Source organism: Pseudomonas benzenivorans, assembly GCF_033547155.1.
GTDB lineage: Bacteria > Pseudomonadota > Gammaproteobacteria > Pseudomonadales > Pseudomonadaceae > Aquipseudomonas > Aquipseudomonas benzenivorans_B.
This window is the reverse complement of the sequence record NZ_CP137892.1, coordinates 259,499-278,279: the sequence shown is the minus strand read 5'-3', so window position 1 is coordinate 278,279 and position 18,781 is coordinate 259,499. Positions and strand designations below refer to the sequence as shown.

The window sequence follows — 18,781 nt, the reverse complement described above, 5'->3', positions numbered from 1 at the left end:
GTGCGACTCAAGGAACGATTGAAGAGGAACAACGGATGTTCGCCCAGGCCAACCAGACCCATTTCAGCCTGGACATCGAGGGCGTCAGCCACGATCTCCAGATCCTCGAATTCAGCGGCCGCGAGGCGATCAGCCAGCCCTTCGCCTTCGAGCTGGAGCTGGTCAGCGAACGCCCCGACCTCGACCTGGAAGCCCTGCTGCATCGGCCGGCCTTCCTCGCCCTGTCGACAGCCGGCAACGGCATCCACGGGCACATCTACCGCTTCGCCCAAGGCGAGTCCGGCAAACGCCTGACCCGCTACCACCTGAGCCTGAGGCCGCAGCTGGCCTACCTGGCGCACCGCATCAACCAACGCATCTTCCAGCACCTCACGGTGGCGCAGATCATCGGCCAGGTCCTGGAGGAGCACGGCATCCAGGCCGACGCCTACCGCTTCCAGCTCGGCTCGGTGTACCCCGAGCGCGAGTACTGCGTGCAGTACGACGAATCCGATCTGCACTTCGTCCAGCGGCTGTGCGAGGAAGAGGGTATCCACTACCACTTCCAGCACAGCGCACAGGGCCATGTACTGGTCTTCGGCGACGACCAGACGCCCTTCCCCAAACTGGCTCCCACCGCCTACCAACAGGACAGCGGCCTGGTCGCCGACGACCCGGTGATCAAGCGTTTCGGCGTGCGCGTGGAAACCCGCACCAGTCGGGTGACCCGCCGCGACTACGACTTCGAGAAACCCAAGCTGCTGCTGGAAGCAGACGCCAAGAGCCCCTTCAGCCCGGACCTGGAGGACTATGACTACCCCGGCCGCTTCGTCGAGCGTGAACGCGGCAAGCACCTGAGCCAGCGCGCCCTGGAGCGCCATCGCCACGACTTCGAACTGGCCGAGGGCGAGAGCGATCAGAGCCTGCTGGTCAGCGGCCACTTCCTGGCCTTCACCGACCACCCACGGCCCAGCTGGAACGACCTCTGGCTGCTCACCGAAGTGCAGCACCAGGGCAAGCAACCCCAGGTGCTGGAAGAGGCCGTGACCAGCCACACCGATAAAGCCGACGGCTTCCAGCAGGGCTACCGCAACCGCTTCAGCGCCACGCCCTGGACGGTGCCCTACCGCCCGCGCGTGCAACACCCCAAGCCGCGCATCCTCGGCAGCCAGAGCGCCGTGGTCACCGGCCCCGCCGGCGAGGAGATCCACTGCGACGAGTACGGCCGGGTCAAGGTGCAGTTCTACTGGGACAGACAGGGCCAGGCCGACGACAAGACCAGCTGCTGGCTGCGCGTGTCCAGCAGCTGGGCCGGCGACCGCTACGGCGGCATCGCCATCCCGCGCATCGGCATGGAGGTGCTGATCACCTTCCTCGAAGGCGACCCCGACCAGCCGCTGGTGACCGGCTGCCTGTACCACAAGGAACACGTGGTGCCCTACGACCTGCCGGCCAACAAGACCCGCAGCCTGTTCAAGACCCTGAGCAGCCCCGGCGGAGGCGGCTACAACGAGCTGCGCATCGAGGACCGCAAGGGCCAGGAACAGATCTACATCCACGCCCAGCGCGACTGGGACGAGAACATCGAGCACGACCAGAAGATCCGCATCGGCCACGAACGCCACGACAGGGTCGAGGCCAACAGCTACAGCGAATTCAAGGCCGAAGAACACCGCACCACCCACGCCGACCGCAAGAGCGAAGTCAAAGCCAACGACCACCTCAGCGTCGGCAACAACCAGCACATCAAGATCGGCACCGGCCAGTTCATCAACGCCGGCAGCGAAATCCACCTGTCCAGCGGCCAGAAAGTGGTGCTCGAAGCCGGCAGCGAACTGACCTTCAAGGCCGCCGGCAGCTTCGTCAAGCTGGATGCCGGCGGCATCACCCTGGTCGGGCCGGTGATCAAGATCAACTCCGGCGGCGGGCCGGGCAGTGGTTCGGGGGCCGCGCCCATCCTGCCGGGCAAGGTCAAGGCGGCGGATGCGGACAAGGCGGGGGAGTTGTTGATCCAGGCGCAGAAGCAGGCCCTGCAGAATGCCGCCCGCACTGCACAGCCGGTCTGTGAGATTTGTCAGCAGATGGAGGCCAAGGCATGAGCGCACAGACCCGCAGCATGAGCTACCTGTTGCTCGATGGCGCGCAGATCGACGGCTTGCTTGCCCGGCTGTACAGCCTCGAAGAGAACCCCGTTGTGTACCCGCTCTATCAGCAGACAGCCTATGAAGCCTTGGCCGATGTCGGCCCGATGCTGATCGCGCTGAACCCTAACAGTGAGCTGGCCCAGGTCTTCAATCGGGAGTGGCGCACTTCGGCCGGCATCTGGCTGGAGTCCGATGACGAGCCGGAGGCGCTGGTCGAGCACTTGCGCAGCCTGGTGCACGCCCGAGTCGATGAAGCGGTGACGGTGTTGCTGCGCTACTACGATCCGCGCATAGCGCCCCTGTGGCTGGGGCCAATGCAGACGGATGAACGCGATGCCGTGTTAGGTCCGGTAAGCCGCATTCGTGTACCTAGCGAGAGCGGGGGCGAGCGCGAGTTTCGCCGCGAAAGCCAACCAGGCAGCTCAGGTCACTATCACGCCACACCCTGGCTGCGCCTGACGCAAGCGCAGCTGGAGCACATGAACCAAGCCAAGCAGACCTGTTTCGATCAGCGCCTGCTGGCCCACCTGCGGCAGCACTACCCCGAGTGCCTGGACGGCCTGGACGCGCCGCAGCAACAGCAATGGGCCGCGCAATGCAGGCAGAGCGCAGCGCGCTACGGCTACAGCGCAGCGGCTGATGTCACCCGCTGGGCCAGCCTGTGCGCGGAGTTGGGCAACGACTTCCCGCAGGCGCCGGAGCACGCGGCCTACCGGCAGTTGCTCGAGCAGCGAGGGCAGCTCCCGGCGCAGCGCCTGGATAACCTCATCACCGAACTGCATCGCCAGTTGTTGCGCGCCGACAAGGAGTCCGTCGCATGAGCGCCACCCCTCAGGACAAATCCCTGCGCCTGGCCCAAGCGGATCAAGCCGCGCAGCAGAACTTCGAGAAAGACGACCTGGGCAGCCCGGTTGCCAGCTGCCCAGCCCGACAGGCCGAGGTGTTTATTGTGCCGGTACGCTATGCGCTGGCCGAATCAGCGGCGCAGCACAGTCGCTGCAAACCTGCGGTGAAAACCCACAGCCACCCCATGGCCCTACGCCGGCTGCGTCCCGGTTACCTCTACCTGTGGCACGATCAGGGGCCCTTGCGCCGCTTTGCGGTGGCAGGTGATGGGCAGCTGGTGGAGCAGGGCTTGGATGATGCCGCTGCCCAGCTGCCGACCGGCGCCCTGGCCGGTATCGCCCTCAACAAGCAACACGATGTCTGGTTGCTGTACAGCGAGATCCCGCTGCCCAAAGCCGCCTATCAACGCTTGGCCAGTGAGGCGAGCGAGCGCAAGACGCGCATGCGCCGTATCAGCTTGAGCCAGGTCGCTCGGAATCTGGAGGCCGAGCACTGCCCGCCGTTGGACAGTGCCGATCTGGTCATGGCGGAACTGATGCCCGAGGTGCGCGACCGGGCCCTGGCCCACGACTATGCGCAAAACGGCGAGGCCTATCGCGAGGGCACGCGCGCCCTCGGCCAGCAGATGATGGAGAATCCCCACCCCGAAACCGTCAAGGCCTATGTCAATGCCAGTAAATGGCTGAGCAAGCGCGAAGACGCCCACGGCCGCCACCCCAATGCGGGCGAACATCCCCCAGGCGAGTGGAGCGCACAGCCCTGGGACGTGGCAGCCACCGACACCTGGCTCAACCAGGCACGCAGCCAGGCCGGGCTGCTGCACGGCGTCTTTGCCAGTTTGGATGATGACCTGGGCGTGTTGCGCGACCTGAACTTTGAGCAATCCAAAGTCAACCAGCGCGAGGAAACCTGGGACCAGCAAAACGCCCACAAGGGCATGATCGCCGGTTTTATCAATAGCCTGATCAGTGAAGACGGCGCCGAACTGAGTCAACAGCTGACTTACCGCTACCGTGAGCACGACATCGAGCTCACCCCTGAGCAGGGTGAGACGTTGCTGCAAACCCAGCACGACCTGAAGCCGCTGCTCGACGAAGAAACCCGCATCAACCGTGAGCGCGGGCGCGCCTACAGCCACCGCGAGGCCGATGCCGAGTTGGTCAAGGTGCATGGGCAAATCGAGCAATTGCTGCTGCCGGTGCGCAGTTTTATACCGGCCGAGCTGTTTGGCCAGACCCAAGGCTTGGTCATGGCCTACCGCGCCGACAAGGTGCGCAACATGACGGATAGCAAAAGCGGCGCCCAGGTGGCGGAACGTGTTCGGCTCGACCGCATGCAAGCCTGGATAACCGATACGGCCGAGCCGCATCACGCCTGGTTGACCGGGCGGCGCCAAGTCATTCTGCGCGATACCAGCAGCTTTTTACCGCGCCACGGCAAGGCGCTGTGGTACGTCGATTATGACGACGCCGAACATTGCCACCACCTCAGTGAACTCAGTTTCAGCAGCCTCAGTGAGCTGTGCAGCACCGGCCCCGGCACCCAGTTGGCCACCGACCTGCTGCGTTCGCCAACGCCGGTCCAGCCCTTCAGCCTGCTGGCCAGCGCCTTTAGCCCTTCGTTAACCGACCTGGGCGACCGCGCCAACGAGGTGCAGGGCGCCCTGACCAGCGCCAACCAGGCCGCAGTCGGCCAACTGCTGGGCGCCCTGGTGAGCAAAGGCAAACTCGCTTGGCTCAGCGAGTTGGGCGGCCCGGCGGGGGATGACTGGAGCCGTGCCGTCTCGCGAATGGCGGCTGCCTTTGCCGGCTTGCAGGCCGAACACCTGTCTGCAAGCAGCGGCGTGCCGGCTAATTTGATCCAGAGCTTCCCCCGGCCGCTGCAAGGCATGCTGCTGATCATGCGCCAGTGCACCGATGCCTCCATCAAGGTCGGGCAAGCCGGCTTCAGCCTCAGCGGCAGCGCCGGGCAGCGCCTCTGGGACTGGGGCCAGCAAACGGGGCAGCGCTTGCAGAAGGGCCTGGCGCCTACCGTCACCACCATCAAGGGCCTCAATACCTTCGGCGGTGTGCTGCCATTAGCCGCCCTGTTGCTGCACCTGAACAATGTGCACGAGCTTAATCTGCGTGATCAGCATCGTGAGAATGATGCCGTGCGACTCTTTGAACACCTAGGCGAAAGTTTCAAGGTCGGTGCGGCGCTGTCTGCGGTGATTGGCACGGCCTGGGAAGCAACGGGCAGGGTTGAGGCACGACTCAATATCAAACCGCTCAACCTGTCGTTGAAGGCTCCTATCGTCACCCTGTTTGGTGCGATCACCGGTTTCCTAGCTGCTCTTGGCAGCGCTGCTGACCTAGCCAAGCTGTCAGCCGAAATGAATAAGGACGATGCCTATTGGACCGGCGATCACTGGGCGCGCCTGGGCCATGATAGTGCCGTGTTGGGCCTGATGGCCGCGCAAACCGGGCTGGGCGGTCATGCCACCTATATGGCCCTGAGCGGGCAGTGGAGCACACAGCAGGCGATCAAGTGGTTCACCCTGCGCATGGTGCCGCTGAACTGGGTGCTGTTGATTATCGAGGGGCTGTACCTGGCCTGGAACTATTTTAAGGACACCGAGCTGCAAGCCTTTCTCCAGCAGTGCTGTTGGGGCAGCGAACGGCGCTGGGGCGATAGCCCGGACAGCCAGAGCCAGGAGCTGCAAGCGCTGATCGACCTGCTGTTCAAGCCACAGCTCTTGGCCGAGGGCCGCCTCACCAGCCGCCAGGTGGGCCACAGCGGCAACAATGTACTGGTCGAAAGCCGTACCGACAGCTTGCAGCTGTTCCTGCCGGGGGCCAATCCCGAGCGCACCCAGCTGTACCTGCGCCTGGTGGCCTTCGATAAGCTCAATACCCCGACCGACTGCACGGCGCAGTGGCTGGGCAGCCTGCAAAGTGAATGGCTGCCGATTCGCCAAGGCATGGGCCTGCGCCTGACCGGCAAGGTGCCGCGCCGTGCCGATTGCGCGTACTGGCAGTTGCAGGTCTTGTACCATAGCCCGCTGGCCATGCAGGCCGGCACGCTCGACCCGCAGAAGCAGAATCTGGTGGTCGGTGGCAGCAAGGGCCTGCGCTACATCATCAAGGGCACCAACGTGGTCGAGCACGGCAGCGACGCCGGTGCGCTGATCAGCGACCGCTTTAGCGCCATGGCCGTGAGCCCAGAACGACTGCAACCTAAGGATGCAATATGACCGAACAGGCCGGCGACGTAGAGCAGGGCATTTTATGGCGCCAGGAGCACCTGGCGCCGCTGCCGATCCCGACCGGGCAACCCGCCAGCGACCTGATGAACCTGATCTGGCGCAAGAATGAGGTTTATCTGGATATCGGTAGCTTCCCGATGGGCGCCGGCTGGCTAACCCTGCACTGTCTGACATTTATACTTGCAATCGCCAGTATATGGACTGCTTGGTCAGCCACCTCGGTAGCTGATGCCCCATGGTGGGTCGATTTTGTTATACCGGCAGCGGGGGGGGGGATACTGATCCCACTCTGGTACTTCTATATCAAGCAATGGCGCAAACCGCTGGCATCACCCATCCGCTTCAACCGCCAACGTCGAGAGGTGTGCATCACCCGGCCGGACGGCAGTTATTGGTTTGTGCCCTGGGAGCGCGTGCATGCCATCGCGCCCAGTGTCACCAATCTGGGCACCTACGGCGCCAGCAAGCACGGCAGCCTGGTGTTGTGGTTCCCGCTTGAGGGCCAGGAGAACGAGCCCTATAGCGAGAGCAAAGAAGGCTGGGTGTTGGCGGTCAATCCCGGCGGCGGCATCTCGTCCATGGCCCAGTGGGAATGTATCCGCAGCTTTATGGAAGTCGGGCCAGACGCAGTGCCTGAAAGCAGCCATACAGGTCGCAGTGAGCAAGTCGCTCAGCATGGATATCTGGGTGTTTGGTGGATGCTGATTGTTCAGCTATACGATGAGTTGAAAGCCAGAGAGTACGGTGCCGCGTTTTCCACGCTTGCCGGACTCACCATTTTCGGAATGCCCTGGATCACCGTTCTGCTCACCAGGAAACTCGCCCATATCCCCGACCTCACATCCCCCGAAGCTGTCGAATGGTCAAAACCCTTGCCCCTCGACCAGTGGACCAAACGCTCAGCCGAACTGGAGCAGGCCATCGCTCGGCGCGAGGCGGAACTCAGAGCTCAATAAGAGCGCTCCACGGCCGCAAAAAACGGGGCACGGCACATGCCCCGAAGAACCCTATGGCTGCTCTATGCCAGACCTGAAGATCACAGCGCCTTCTCGAACACCTGCGAATTACGCTGGAAGTTGTACAGCGAGGCCCGCGCCGCCGGCAGGCGGTCGACGCTGCTGGGCACGAAGCCGCGTTCGCGGAACCAGTGGGCGGTGCGGGTGGTGAGCACGAACAGGGTCTTGATGCCCTGGGCGCGGGCCCGCTCCTCTATGCGCTCGAGCAGTTCGTCGCCGCGGCCGCCGTGGCGGTAGGCCGGGTTGACGGCCAGGCAGGCCAGTTCGCCGAAGTCCGAATCGGCGATCTGGTAGAGGGCGGCGCAAGCGATGATCAGGCCGTCGCGCTCGACGATGCTGAACTGCTCGATCTCGCGCTCCAGCACCTCGCGCGAGCGGCGCACCAGGATGCCCTGCTCCTCCAGCGGGCTGATCAGCTCGATCAGCCCGCCGACGTCCTCGATGGTCGCCTCGCGCAACGACTCGAACTGCTCCTGATCGACCAGGGTGCCGCCGCCGTCGCGGGTGAACAGCTCGGTGAGCAGCGAGCCGTCGTCGGCGTAGCCGACGATATGGGCGCGCTTGACCCCGCCGCGGCAGGCCTGGGCGGCGGCATCGAGCAATTCGGCCTGGTAGCTGTTGCCCAGGCGCGCCAGGTAGGTCGGCACCTGCTGCGGGCGCAGTTCGCGCACCAGCTTGCCCTGTTCGTCGAGCAGGCCGCGCTCGGGGCTGAACAGCAGCAGCTTGTCGGCGCCCAGGTCGATGGCCGCGCGGGTGGCCACGTCCTCGCAGGCCAGGTTGAAGATCTCCCCGGTGGGCGAGTAGCCGAGCGACGACAGCAGCACGATGCTGCGCTCGTCGAGCAGGCGGCCGATGCCCTTGCGGTCGATGCGGCGCACCTCACCGGTGTGGTGGTAGTCGATGCCGTCGACCACGCCGATGGGCCGGGCGGTGACGAAGTTGCCACTGGCCACCCGCAGACGGGCGCCGTGCATCGGCGAGGCGGCCATGTCCATGGACAGGCGCGCCTCGATGGCGATGCGCAGCTGGCCCACCGCGTCGATCACGCACTCCAGGGTCGGCCCGTCGGTCACCCGCAGGTCGCGGTGGAAGTGCGGGGTCAGGCCGCGGGCACTCAGGCGCGCCTCGATCTGCGGGCGCGAGCCGTGCACCAGCACCAGGCGCACGCCGAGGCTGTGCAGCAGCACCAGGTCGTGGACGATATTGCCGAAGTTCGGGTGGGCGACGCCCTCGCCCGGCAGCATCACCACGAAGGTGCAGTCGCGATGGGCGTTGATATAGGGCGAAGCGTGGCGGAGCCAGTTGACGTAGTCGTGCATTGCAAAGCAAACCTGTAAGCCGTTATTCGGGAACGCATGAATGGGCGCGGCAGCGCCCGGTGAGGCAGCCAGCGGCATCCGCTTTATCGTCGCAGGGGGGGCAGCATCACGCGTTCTCTCCTTCCGCTGGCAAGGGCCGCTCCCGCCTCATGGGGCCGGGTTCAGGCAGTAGTGCTGGATCAGTTCACGGAGCAGACGCACGCTGGGCTCGATGCGTGACATCTCCAAGTATTCATTGGGCTGGTGCGCGCAGTCGATGTCCCCGGGGCCGAGCACCAGGGTCTGGCAGCCGAGCTGCTGAAGATAGGGGGCTTCGGTGGCGAATGCCACCGCCGTCGCCGGATGCCCGGTCAAGCGCTCGGCCAGACGCACCAGCTCGGCGTCGGCGTCCTGCTCGAAGGGGGCCACGCTGGGGAACAAGGGGGCGAAGTCGATCTTCACCTGGTGCTGCTCGGCCAGCGGCTGCAGTTTCTGGCGGATAGCCGCACGCAGGGCTTCCGGCTGCATGCCCGGCAGCGGGCGCAGATCGAACTCCAGGGAACACTGGCCGCAGATGCGGTTGGGGTTGTCGCCACCATGGATGCAACCGAGGTTGAGGGTCGGCTGCGGCACGCTGAACTGCGGGTTGCGGTACTGGCGTTGCCATTCCTGGCGCAGCTGCAGCAGCTCGCCCATCACCGCCTGCATCGCCTCCAGGGCGCTGTGGCCCAGGCTCGGGTCGGAGGAGTGGCCGCTCTGCCCGAGGATGTCGATGCGCTCCATCATGATGCCCTTGTGCAGGCGGATCGGCTTGAGGCCGGTCGGCTCGCCGATCACCGCGGCGCGCCCCAGCGGCCGCCCGGCCTCGGCCAGCGCGCGGGCACCGGACATCGAGCTTTCCTCGTCGCAGGTGGCGAGGATCAGCAGCGGCTGGCGGAAGCGTTGCTCCAGCAGCGGCTGCACGGCCTCGATGACCAGGGCGAAGAAGCTTTTCATGTCGCAGCTGCCGAGGCCGACCCAACGACCGTCGACCTCGGTCAACTTGAGCGGGTCGCTCTGCCACAGCTCGGTGTCGAAGGGCACGGTGTCGCTGTGCCCGGCCAGCACCAGGCCGCCGGGGCCGCTGCCGTAGCTGGCCAGCAGGTTGAACTTGCCCGGGGCAATTTCCTGCACTTCGCAGGCGAAGCCGAGGTCACCGAGCCAACTCGACAGCAACTCGATCACCGGGCGATTGGACTGGTCCCACTGCGCCTGGGTGCAGCTCACCGACGGCGCGGCGATCAGCGCGGCGAATTGCTCTTTGAACGAAGGCAGGGTCATCGGCGGTCTCCACGGGCGATGGCCCCATCATAGGACCATCGCCTGTCCGGATGAAACCGCCGAAGCGCTTCAGACGCCGCCGAAGACGGCGCGCAGGACGGTGAAGAACAGGATCGCCAGCACCGCACCGACCGGCAGGGTGATGATCCAGGACATGAAGATCTTGCCGATCACCCCCAGGTTCAGCGCACCGATGCCGCGGGCGATGCCCACGCCCAGCACCGCGCCGACCAGGGTGTGGGTGGTGGAGACCGGCAGGCCGACGGCCGAGGCGCCGACCACCGTGGTGGCGGTGGCCAGCTCGGCGGCAAAACCACGGCTCGGGGTCAGTTCGGTGATTTCCTTGCCGATGGTGGCGATCACCTTGTAGCCGTAGGTGGCCAGGCCGACGACGATGCCGACGGCGCCGAGCAGCAGCACCCAGCTGGGCAGCGCCGCCTTGGCGCCGATCGCCTCGCCGCCGGACTGGATCACCCCGACGATGGCCGCCAACGGGCCGACGGCGTTGGCCACGTCGTTGGAGCCGTGGGCGAAGGCCATGGCGCAGGCGGTGAAGATCATCAGCACGGCGAAGACCTTCTCCACGCTGGCGAAGTGGAAGGCCTTGTCGGCCTCGACGTCGACCTTGATGCGGCTGAGCAGGGCGATGCCGAGCAGCATCACCAGCACACCCACGCCGCTGGCGAGCAAGAAGCCTTCGCCGCCGGACAGGTGCAGGCCGACGTGCTTGAGCCCCTTGGTCACGGTCATGATGGTAACCATGAAGCCGGTGAGGAACATGTACAGCGGCACATAGCGCTTGGCGTTGAGGAAGGGCTTGTCGGTGTCGATGATCAGCTTCTGCACGCTGACGAACACGCCGAAGGCCACCACCCCGGACAGCACCGGGGAGACCACCCAGCTGGCGACGATGGGGCCGACCTTGCTCCAGTGCACCGCGTCCATGGACACGCCGAAGGCGGCGAAGCCGATCACCGCGCCGACGATGGAGTGGGTGGTGGATACCGGCCAGCCGCGGGTCGAGGCCACCAGCAGCCAGGTGCCGGCCGCCAGCAACGCCGACATCATGCCCAGCACCATCAGCTCGGGGCTGATCACCGAGGCATCGACTATGCCGCTCTTGATGGTTTCGGTGACCTGGCCGCCGGCCAGGTAGGCGCCGCAGAACTCGAAGACCATGGCGATCAGGATCGCCTGCTTGATGGTCAGCGCACGGGAGCCGACCGAGGTGCCCATGGCGTTGGCCACGTCGTTGGCGCCCACGCCCCAGGCCATGAAGAAGCCGAACAGGCAGGCCAGCAACAGGAGTACGAGGCCGTAGTCCGCAATCAGAGACATAAGTTAGATTCCGTTGATCCCAGAAAGGACACTGGCGCTTAGCGCGCCAGCAGTTGTTCCAGTCGGTTGCCCACTCGTTGGGCGCGGTCGGCTACGTCGCCGATCCAGTCGATGATCTGATAGAGAAACATCACATCGACCGGCGGAAGTTCCTTCTCCAGTTTGAACAGCTGGCGGCGCACGTCGATCTGCAGACTGTCGGTGTCCTGCTCGATGACGCCGAGTTCCTCGATCAGGGTCTCCACCAGCACCGCCTCGCGGCCGGCGAAACCGGTTTCCAGCAGCTCGTCCAGCTCGTTCATGGCCTTGAGCGCCTGGGCGCTGGCGTCCACGGTGCGCTGCACGTAGCGGCGCATGATCGGTTGCAGCGCCTGGGGAATCGCCATCTCGCGGCCCAGCATCAGTCCGGCGATGTCCTTGGCACGGTTGGCGACTTTGTCCTGTACACTGAGCAGCTCGAGCAGATCCGAGCGCGGCACCGGCAGGAACAGGCTCTTGGGCAGGTGCAGGCGCACACTCTTCTTGAGCTTGTCCGCTTCGTGTTCCAGGCGCGCCATGTCCTGCTGCACCTGCTCCACCCTGGTCCAGTCTTCGGCCATCACGGCCTCGAAAAAGGGCACAAGATTCGCCGCGCACTCGTGGGCTTTGGCTATGTGCTGCTGCATCGGTCCGATGGGTGAGCGGCCGAACAGGCTGACAAAGGGATTCATAGGCATAGGGTGAGCCCCGGTTTTTAGAAGGCGGCAAGTATACGGATCGTTCTCTGTGCTCGCCATCACAGGTCATCGCACTGTCACTTTTTCATAGTAGGCGCTTAAGTTCTCCACCATGGTCAAAGAAACCGAAATCAAACTGCGGGCCAACCGCGACACCCTGGCCGCCCTGCGCGATCACCCGCTGCTGAAGAAGCGCAACAAGAGCGGCTGGGAACGGCGCGAGCTGTTCAACCAGTATTTCGACACCCCCGAGCGCGACCTGGCCCAGGCCAAGGTCGCGCTGCGCCTGCGCCGCGACGGCGAACAGTTCATCCAGACCCTGAAGACCCGTGGCCAGAGCGTCGCCGGCCTGTCCGAACGCAACGAATGGGACTGGTACCTGAGCAAGGCCAAGCTGGATGCGAAGAAGCTCGACGACAGCTGCTGGCCGGCGAGCCTGGCCGAGCTGGACAAGAAGCAGCTCAAGCCTTTGTTCACCACCGACTTCGTCCGCCAGCGCGCGGAGATCGCCTGGGGCCGCGGCAAGGCCAGGGTGGTGATCGAGGCCGCCCTGGACCTCGGCCAGGTCGTCGCCGGCGACCAGCAGGAGGAAATCTGCGAACTGGAGCTGGAACTGCGTCAGGGCGAACCCGCCGCCCTGCTGGAGCTGGCCAGCGAGCTGGCCGCCGACCTGCCGTTGATGCCCTGCGACATCAGCAAGGCCGAACGCGGCTACCGGCTGTTCGATGCCGGCAGCTATGCCCTCAACCTGCCCGCGCCGCAACTGGGCGCCGAAATGTCACTGGACGACGCCTTCGCCGCCCAGGCCTGGCACCTGCTGGGCAACAGCCAGCGCCTGGCCGAGCAGTACCGCTTCAACGGCCACTGGCGCCTGCTCGGCGACTGGCTGGAGCAGCTGATCGACCTGCGTGCGTTGCTCGGCAGCCTCGGCCAGGCCGCACCACGGACCAGCAGCAGCGACCTGCGCCAGCGCCTGGATGACCTGCTGCAGGACTGGCGCCCGCGCCTGCTGGCCGGCCAGCAGGACGAGGCCGTGCGGCAGAACGCGCCGGCGCTGTTTGCCGCCGAACTCGACGACACCCGCTGGGGCCAGTTCTCCCTGCATGCCTCGCGCTGGCTGTTGGCCCGCAGCTGGACCACCGAGCGCAACAGCCGCGGCAACCGCCAGGGCGCGGCGCCCCTGGGCAACTGGCTGCCGACCCTGGTCGCCGAGGAGGGCGCCGCCCTGCAGCTCAAGCGCTACCAACAGCAGCCGGAGGACCTCGGCGAACAGTTGCCGCGCATCGAGCGCCTGCTGGCCTGGCTGCGTCCGGCCAGGGCCGTACTGGAGGTGGCGGAGGTCGACCGCCTGTACGGCGAGTTGAACAAGCTCCACCTGCTGGCCCAGCAGCCGCTGGACGAGGAGCAGCGCCAGCTGCGCGCCAGCCAGGCGCAGATCCTGCAAAGCCTGAAGGCCTGGAAAACGCTGGTCAGGTAGCCCCGCGGGCTGACCCCAGACGCCGGCCGGCGCCCTCGCGCAAGGGGAGGGCGCCCCCCTGGCCCCTAGCCCAGGGGCAGGCTGGTGGTGGACTTGATCTCCGACAGGGCGACGATGGAGTTGACCTCCTGGATCCCCGGCAGCAGCGACAGCTTCTCGAAGAAAAAGCGCTCGTAGGCCTCGATATCGCGGGTGACGATGCGCAGCATGAAGTCCATCGACCCCATCAGCACGTGACACTCCAGCACCTCGGGAAACTCGCCCATGGCCGCGGCGAACTCGGTGAGGTTGGAGCGGCCGTGGGCGTTGAGCTTGACCTGGGCGAACACCTGGGCGTTGAGGCCGACCTTCTTGCGCTCGAGCAGGGTCACCTGGCGGCGGATCACCCCTTCCTCCTTGAGCCGTTGAATGCGCCGCCAGCAGGGCGATTGCGACAGCCCGACGCGTTCGGCGATCTCGGCGGTGGAGAGCCCGGCATCCTCCTGCAGCAGGGCGAGAATGCGCTGATCGTAGGCATCCAGGGCAACGGACATAAAATATCCTCGATATCGGTAATATCCGGCAAGACTATCCACAAAGCGACCTGCATGACAGCAAACCAGGCAGAACTTTTGCCCCTGAAAGGACGAAACTGGAAAAAAGTCGCCCCGAGATACCACCATGCCCGACGCCACGCCCTTCCCCCCGTGCAGCCGCCACGATCCCTGGCAGGAGCGCCCCGCGCACAGCATCGAATACCGGCTGCGCACCGAGGCCGACGCCGACGTGCTGTGCCGCCTGCTCGGCCTGTTCGCCCAGTTGCAGCTGCTGCCCCAGCATCTGCAGGTACAGCAGCAGGACGGCGACCTGCATGTTCAGCTACGGCTGCCGGGCCTGTCGCTGCACCGCGCCGGGGTGCTGGCGCACAAGCTGCGCGGCCTGGTCTGCGTCTGGCAGGTCGACTGGCGGCACCTGGATCACAGCCTGGCGCCCGGCGCGGCTCGCACTGGGTAATGGGTCACGTCGCAGCGCTTCGCCCCAGCCCGGGTTTTCGGGCATCCTAGCGCCAGCCACGGAAGACGCACGCGCCCCTGGCTATGCTTGACCCCAGGCCGCGCCACCGAGGAGCCCGCATGTCCGCCTTTGCCACCACCACCCAAGACCGGGTGCTCGAACTCAACGACCTGTTGCGCGAGCTGGTCGCCCAGGGGCGGCTCGATCAGGACAGCGCCGAACAGTGCCTGGCAATCCGCCGCAGCGCGGTGAACAACCAGCAGCACCCCCTGGAATTCCTCGCCGCGCAGCAGCTGGACGACCTCGGGCGCCCGGGCAAGAAGCTCGAACTGGAGGGCCTCACCGCCTGGCTGGCGGAGTTCGCCGGCCAACCCTACCTGCGCATCGATCCGCTGAAGATCGATGTCGCCGCCGTTACCCCGCTGATGTCCTACGCCTTCGCCCAACGCCACAAGATCCTCGCCGTGGCGGTGGACAGCGAACAGGTCACCATCGCCAGCGCCCAGCCCCTGGTGCACAGCTGGGAAGCCAACCTGACCCATGTGCTCAAGCGTCCGATCAAGCGGGTGGTGGCCAACCCGGCGGACATCCAGCGCTTCACCGTGGAGTTCTATCGCCTGGCCAAGTCGGTCAGCGGCGCCACCGCGGCGGACCAGAAGATCAGCGGCGTCGGCAACTTCGAACAGCTGCTCAACCTCGGCGCCCAGGACCAGGAGCCGGACGCCAACGACGCGCACATCGTCAATATCGTCGACTGGCTGTTCCAGTACGCCTTCCAGCAGCGCGCCAGCGATATCCACATCGAGCCGCGCCGCGAGCAGGGCACGGTGCGTTTTCGCATCGACGGCGTGCTGCACAACGTCTACCAGTTCCCGCCCCAGGTGACCATGGCGGTGGTCAGCCGCCTGAAGAGCCTGGGGCGGATGAACGTCGCCGAGAAGCGCAAGCCCCAGGACGGCCGGGTCAAGACCAAGACCCCGGACGGCGGCGAGGTGGAGCTGCGGCTGTCGACCCTGCCGACCGCCTTCGGCGAGAAGATGGTGATGCGTATCTTCGACCCCGAGGTGCTGCTCAAGGGCTTCGACCAGCTGGGTTTCTCCGCCGACGACCTGAAGCGCTGGCAGAGCATGACCAGCCAGCCCAACGGCATCATCCTGGTCACCGGGCCGACCGGCTCGGGCAAGACCACCACCCTGTACACCACGCTCAAGCAGCTGGCCACCGACGAGGTCAACGTCTGCACCATCGAAGACCCGATCGAGATGATCGAGGGCGCCTTCAACCAGATGCAGGTGCAGCACAACATCGACCTGACCTTCGCCAGCGGCGTGCGCGCGCTGATGCGCCAGGACCCGGACATCATCATGGTCGGCGAGATCCGTGACCTGGAGACCGCCGAGATGGCTATCCAGGCGGCACTCACCGGCCACCTGGTGCTGTCCACCCTGCACACCAACGACGCCCCCAGCGCCATCACCCGTCTGCTGGAGCTGGGTGTGCCGCACTACCTGCTCAAGGCCACCCTGCTCGGGGTCATGGCCCAGCGCCTGGTGCGCACCCTGTGCCCGCACTGCAAGGCCCCGCAGACCCTGGACGAGAACGATTGGCACAGCCTGACCAAGCCGTGGAACGCGCCACTGCCGAGCGGCGCACACAAGGCCGTGGGCTGCCTGGAGTGCCGCGACACCGGCTACCGCGGGCGCGCCGGGGTCTACGAAATCATGCTCCTGGGCGATTCGATCAAGCCGCTGATCACCGCCGACACCGACCTCATCGCCCTGCGTCGCCAGGCCTTCAAGGAAGGCATGCGCAGCCTGCGGCTATCCGGGGCACAGAAGGTCGCCGCCGGCCAGACCACCATCGAGGAAGTGCTGCGGGTCACGCCGCAGAGCGAGCAGAAATAGCGCCCGCCCTCAGGGCGGGCTCAACGGCCGAGGACGGCCGCCACCTGCTGCGGCTGACAGTTGAGGTAGGCGGAGTTCTGCAGCCAGCGCCGATCGGGGTACCAGGCGAAGACGAACTGCCCTTCCTTGAGCTGGTCCACCACCAGGCGCGCGACCTCTGGGCGCACCGCGGGACAGCCGAGGCTGCGCCCGATGCGCCCCTGGCTGTCGGCCAGGCGCGGATCGACATACTCGGCACCGTGGATGACGATGGCCCGCTCGCGGGCGCGATCGTTGACCCCCGGTTCCAGGCCGTCCAGGCGCAACGAGTAGCCATGCTTGCCGCGATAGCTCTCGGCCGCACGGAACAGCCCCAGGCTCGACTGGAAGCTGCCGACCACATTGGAGAAGCGGTTGGCGTGATTCTCCCCGGACAGGCGCCCGTGGGCGACCAGGTCGCGCAGCACCAGCTGCTTGCGCTGCAGGTCGAATATCCACAGGCGCCGCACCGTGGACGGCTGCGAATAGTCGATCACCGCCAGGCGCTGGGCCTGGTCGGCGCCATGGTTGACCGCGCACTGCATCGCCGCCACGGCATGGCGTAGCACCTGGCGGTCCAGCCCGGGGGCGACCCGCGCCAGGCTGTCGACCAAATCCGCCGTCGGCGTACCGGCCTGCAGAGGCGCTGCCAGCAGGTAGGAAAGCACAGCCTGCAGGCACAGGCGTCGAAGCAGTCTGGTCACACTCCCCCCATCGAAGCCTTGCTCCTGGTCCCTAGGGTATCGGGCTCCAATCGGCTGCGGCCATGGTTTGCGGATTGGCTAAAAGCCTGTTCGACTAGACGGGCTAGCGAACCATGGGCTGGAGTCGACAAGTGTACAAAAAATCCGCACATGGGCTCATCACCGGCTGTCTGCTGGCCTCTGCAGCCCTCGCCCAGGGCGCCGACGAGCGATCGGCCGACGCCATTCGCCTGACCTTCGCACAACGCCCGGAGGCCTGCGCCCCAGGGATCGCGGCTGGCGAGCTGCAGCCCCGCGGTTTGCTCCAGCGCCTCTATGCCCGGCACGGCTTCGCCCCCCTCTGGCAGCAACCCGGCCGACGGACGGCCCTGCTGAACGAGCTGACGCAACTGCGCGACGACGGCCTGGACCCGGCCGATTACCCACTCGCCGCCCCCGCCGAAGCGCCCGGGCCGTCCGCCCAGCAGCGCGCCTGCGCCGACCTGCTGGCCAGCCGCAGCTACCTGCAGGCACTGCAGCACCTGGCCTACGGGCGCCTGCCACAGGCGTCGATCGAGCCGTTCTGGCGCGCGCCGGACAGCCTCTCTCCGATCCCCCGCCCCGACCTGCTGGAGCTGGCCTGGCGCGGCCTGGATGAGCCGGCGCAGGCATTCAACGGGGCCCGCCCCGCTCTTCCCCAATACCAGGCGCTGCGGCGCGCCTACGCCGAGCGTCGCCGCCAGCCCCCGGCCGAATGGACCCCCATCGCCCCCGGGCGCCTGCTGCGCCCCGGCATGCGCGATGCGCGGGTGGCGCAGCTGGCGACTCGTCTGGTCTCGGAAGGTTATCTGGAGTCACGCCCGGCGTCTGACAACGACCTTTATGATCCACCCCTGCTGGCCGCGGTTCTGCGCTTTCAGGCGAATCATGGTCTGCAGGCCGACGGCCTGGTCGGCCCCGCGACCCTGCACGCCCTGAACACCAGCGCCGCCGAGCGCCTCGACCAGCTACGGGTCAATCTGGAACGCTGGCGCTGGCTGGCCGGCGACATCGAGGCGGAGACCCTGCTGGTGGACATCGCCGGCGGCCTGCTGAGCTATTACCGCGATCACCGGCTGCTCTGGCAGGGCCGCACCGTGGTCGGCCGCCCGGATCGGCAGACTCCACAGCTCAAGTCGCTGGTCAGCCGCCTGACCCTCAACCCGACCTGGAGCGTGCCGCCGACCATCCTGCGCGAGGACAAGCTGCCGGAGATTCTCCGCGACCCGAGCTACCTGGAACGCCATCAGCTACGGGTGATCGACTATGCCGGCAACCCCGTCGACCCGGCCGGCATCGACTGGGAGAACCCGGGGAGGATCATCCTGCGTCAGGATGCCGGGCCGACTAATCCGCTCGGCCAACTGGCCATCCGCTTCGCCAACCCCTACTCGGTCTACCTGCACGACACACCGAGCCGGCACCTGTTCGCCAAGTCGCCGCGCGCCTTCAGCTCCGGCTGCGTGCGCATCGAGGGCATCCTGGAGCTGCTGCAGACCCTGCTGCCGGCCGACGACTGCGCGGAAATCCTCCGACGCCTGGCCAGCCGGCGCACCCAGAGCTATCCGATCACCCGACGCCTGCCGATCGTCATGGCCTACTGGACCGCCCAGGTGGCCGCCGACGGCGCGTTGATACTGCGCAACGATTTCTATGCCCGGGACGCCGCCCTGCTCACCGCGCTGAACCAGGCTGGGCACTGATTCACAGGCTGAGGTGGCACTTCGGCACGGCAGCGACTATAGGCATACAATCGCGCCCGG

14 protein-coding genes are annotated in these 18,781 nt (G+C 66.2%); 8 read left to right on the top strand and 6 right to left on the bottom strand.

Going from position 1 to position 18,781, the window contains the following annotated elements:
• Positions 1-35: 35 nt before the first annotated feature.
• From tssI to SBP02_RS01310, 4 genes are read left to right on the top strand one after another with little or no spacing between them, the layout of a single operon-like run.
• Positions 36-2,078, top strand: coding sequence for a type VI secretion system Vgr family protein (tssI, locus tag SBP02_RS01325; protein WP_318644621.1), 2,043 nt, complete (start codon positions 36-38; stop codon positions 2,076-2,078).
• Positions 2,075-2,944 (top strand): DUF4123 domain-containing protein, encoded by an 870-nt coding sequence (locus SBP02_RS01320; RefSeq protein ID WP_318644620.1) that lies wholly within the window; start codon positions 2,075-2,077, stop codon positions 2,942-2,944. The genes tssI and SBP02_RS01320 overlap by 4 nt, the downstream gene beginning before the upstream one ends.
• Entirely contained in the window at positions 2,941-6,204 is a 3,264-nt protein-coding gene (locus SBP02_RS01315; protein ID WP_318644619.1) for a toxin VasX, read from the top strand. Before SBP02_RS01320 ends, SBP02_RS01315 begins: the two co-directional genes overlap by 4 nt.
• The gene (locus SBP02_RS01310) at positions 6,201-7,172 is read left to right on the top strand and encodes a hypothetical protein (protein WP_318644618.1); all 972 of its coding nucleotides are present in this window, start codon (positions 6,201-6,203) and stop codon (positions 7,170-7,172) included. The genes SBP02_RS01315 and SBP02_RS01310 overlap by 4 nt, the downstream gene beginning before the upstream one ends.
• An 80-nt stretch (positions 7,173-7,252) precedes the next feature.
• Here SBP02_RS01310 and argA read toward each other — a convergent pair whose 3' ends face one another.
• The 4 genes from argA to SBP02_RS01290 form a co-directional block, all read right to left on the bottom strand.
• A complete protein-coding gene (gene argA, locus SBP02_RS01305) occupies positions 7,253-8,551 on the bottom strand; it encodes an amino-acid N-acetyltransferase (protein ID WP_318644617.1) in 1,299 nt (432 codons plus the stop codon).
• A 147-nt stretch (positions 8,552-8,698) separates the two neighbouring features.
• A complete protein-coding gene (gene argE, locus SBP02_RS01300) occupies positions 8,699-9,850 on the bottom strand; it encodes an acetylornithine deacetylase (protein WP_318644616.1) in 1,152 nt (383 codons plus the stop codon).
• Positions 9,851-9,919: 69 nt separating this feature from the next.
• Positions 9,920-11,188: an inorganic phosphate transporter gene (locus SBP02_RS01295; protein ID WP_318644615.1), complete on the bottom strand. Its 1,269-nt coding sequence runs from the start codon at positions 11,186-11,188 to the stop codon at positions 9,920-9,922.
• A 38-nt stretch (positions 11,189-11,226) separates the two neighbouring features.
• Positions 11,227-11,904 (bottom strand): TIGR00153 family protein, encoded by a 678-nt coding sequence (locus SBP02_RS01290; RefSeq protein WP_318644614.1) that lies wholly within the window; start codon positions 11,902-11,904, stop codon positions 11,227-11,229.
• Between the two features lie 112 nt (positions 11,905-12,016).
• On the opposite strand from SBP02_RS01290, the gene SBP02_RS01285 reads away from it, so the two are divergent.
• The gene (locus SBP02_RS01285) at positions 12,017-13,381 is read left to right on the top strand and encodes a CYTH domain-containing protein (RefSeq protein ID WP_318644613.1); all 1,365 of its coding nucleotides are present in this window, start codon (positions 12,017-12,019) and stop codon (positions 13,379-13,381) included.
• A 65-nt stretch (positions 13,382-13,446) separates the two neighbouring features.
• Here SBP02_RS01285 and SBP02_RS01280 read toward each other — a convergent pair whose 3' ends face one another.
• Complete coding sequence (locus tag SBP02_RS01280; RefSeq protein ID WP_318644612.1) at positions 13,447-13,914, bottom strand: Lrp/AsnC family transcriptional regulator; 468 nt, start codon at positions 13,912-13,914, stop codon at positions 13,447-13,449.
• Between the two features lie 127 nt (positions 13,915-14,041).
• Between SBP02_RS01280 and SBP02_RS01275 the strand changes: the two genes are divergently transcribed.
• Both SBP02_RS01275 and SBP02_RS01270 read left to right on the top strand, forming a co-directional pair.
• Entirely contained in the window at positions 14,042-14,374 is a 333-nt protein-coding gene (locus tag SBP02_RS01275) for a hypothetical protein (protein WP_318644611.1), read from the top strand.
• Between the two features lie 119 nt (positions 14,375-14,493).
• Positions 14,494-16,278 carry a GspE/PulE family protein gene (locus tag SBP02_RS01270; RefSeq protein ID WP_318644610.1) on the top strand — a complete coding sequence of 595 codons (1,785 nt, stop codon included), beginning with the start codon at positions 14,494-14,496 and terminating at the stop codon, positions 16,276-16,278.
• A 20-nt stretch (positions 16,279-16,298) separates the two neighbouring features.
• Here SBP02_RS01270 and SBP02_RS01265 read toward each other — a convergent pair whose 3' ends face one another.
• Entirely contained in the window at positions 16,299-17,000 is a 702-nt protein-coding gene (locus SBP02_RS01265) for a murein L,D-transpeptidase catalytic domain family protein (protein WP_318644609.1), read from the bottom strand.
• A 131-nt stretch (positions 17,001-17,131) separates the two neighbouring features.
• On the opposite strand from SBP02_RS01265, the gene SBP02_RS01260 reads away from it, so the two are divergent.
• The gene (locus SBP02_RS01260; protein WP_318644608.1) at positions 17,132-18,721 is read left to right on the top strand and encodes a L,D-transpeptidase family protein; all 1,590 of its coding nucleotides are present in this window, start codon (positions 17,132-17,134) and stop codon (positions 18,719-18,721) included.
• Positions 18,722-18,781 lie beyond the last annotated feature (60 nt).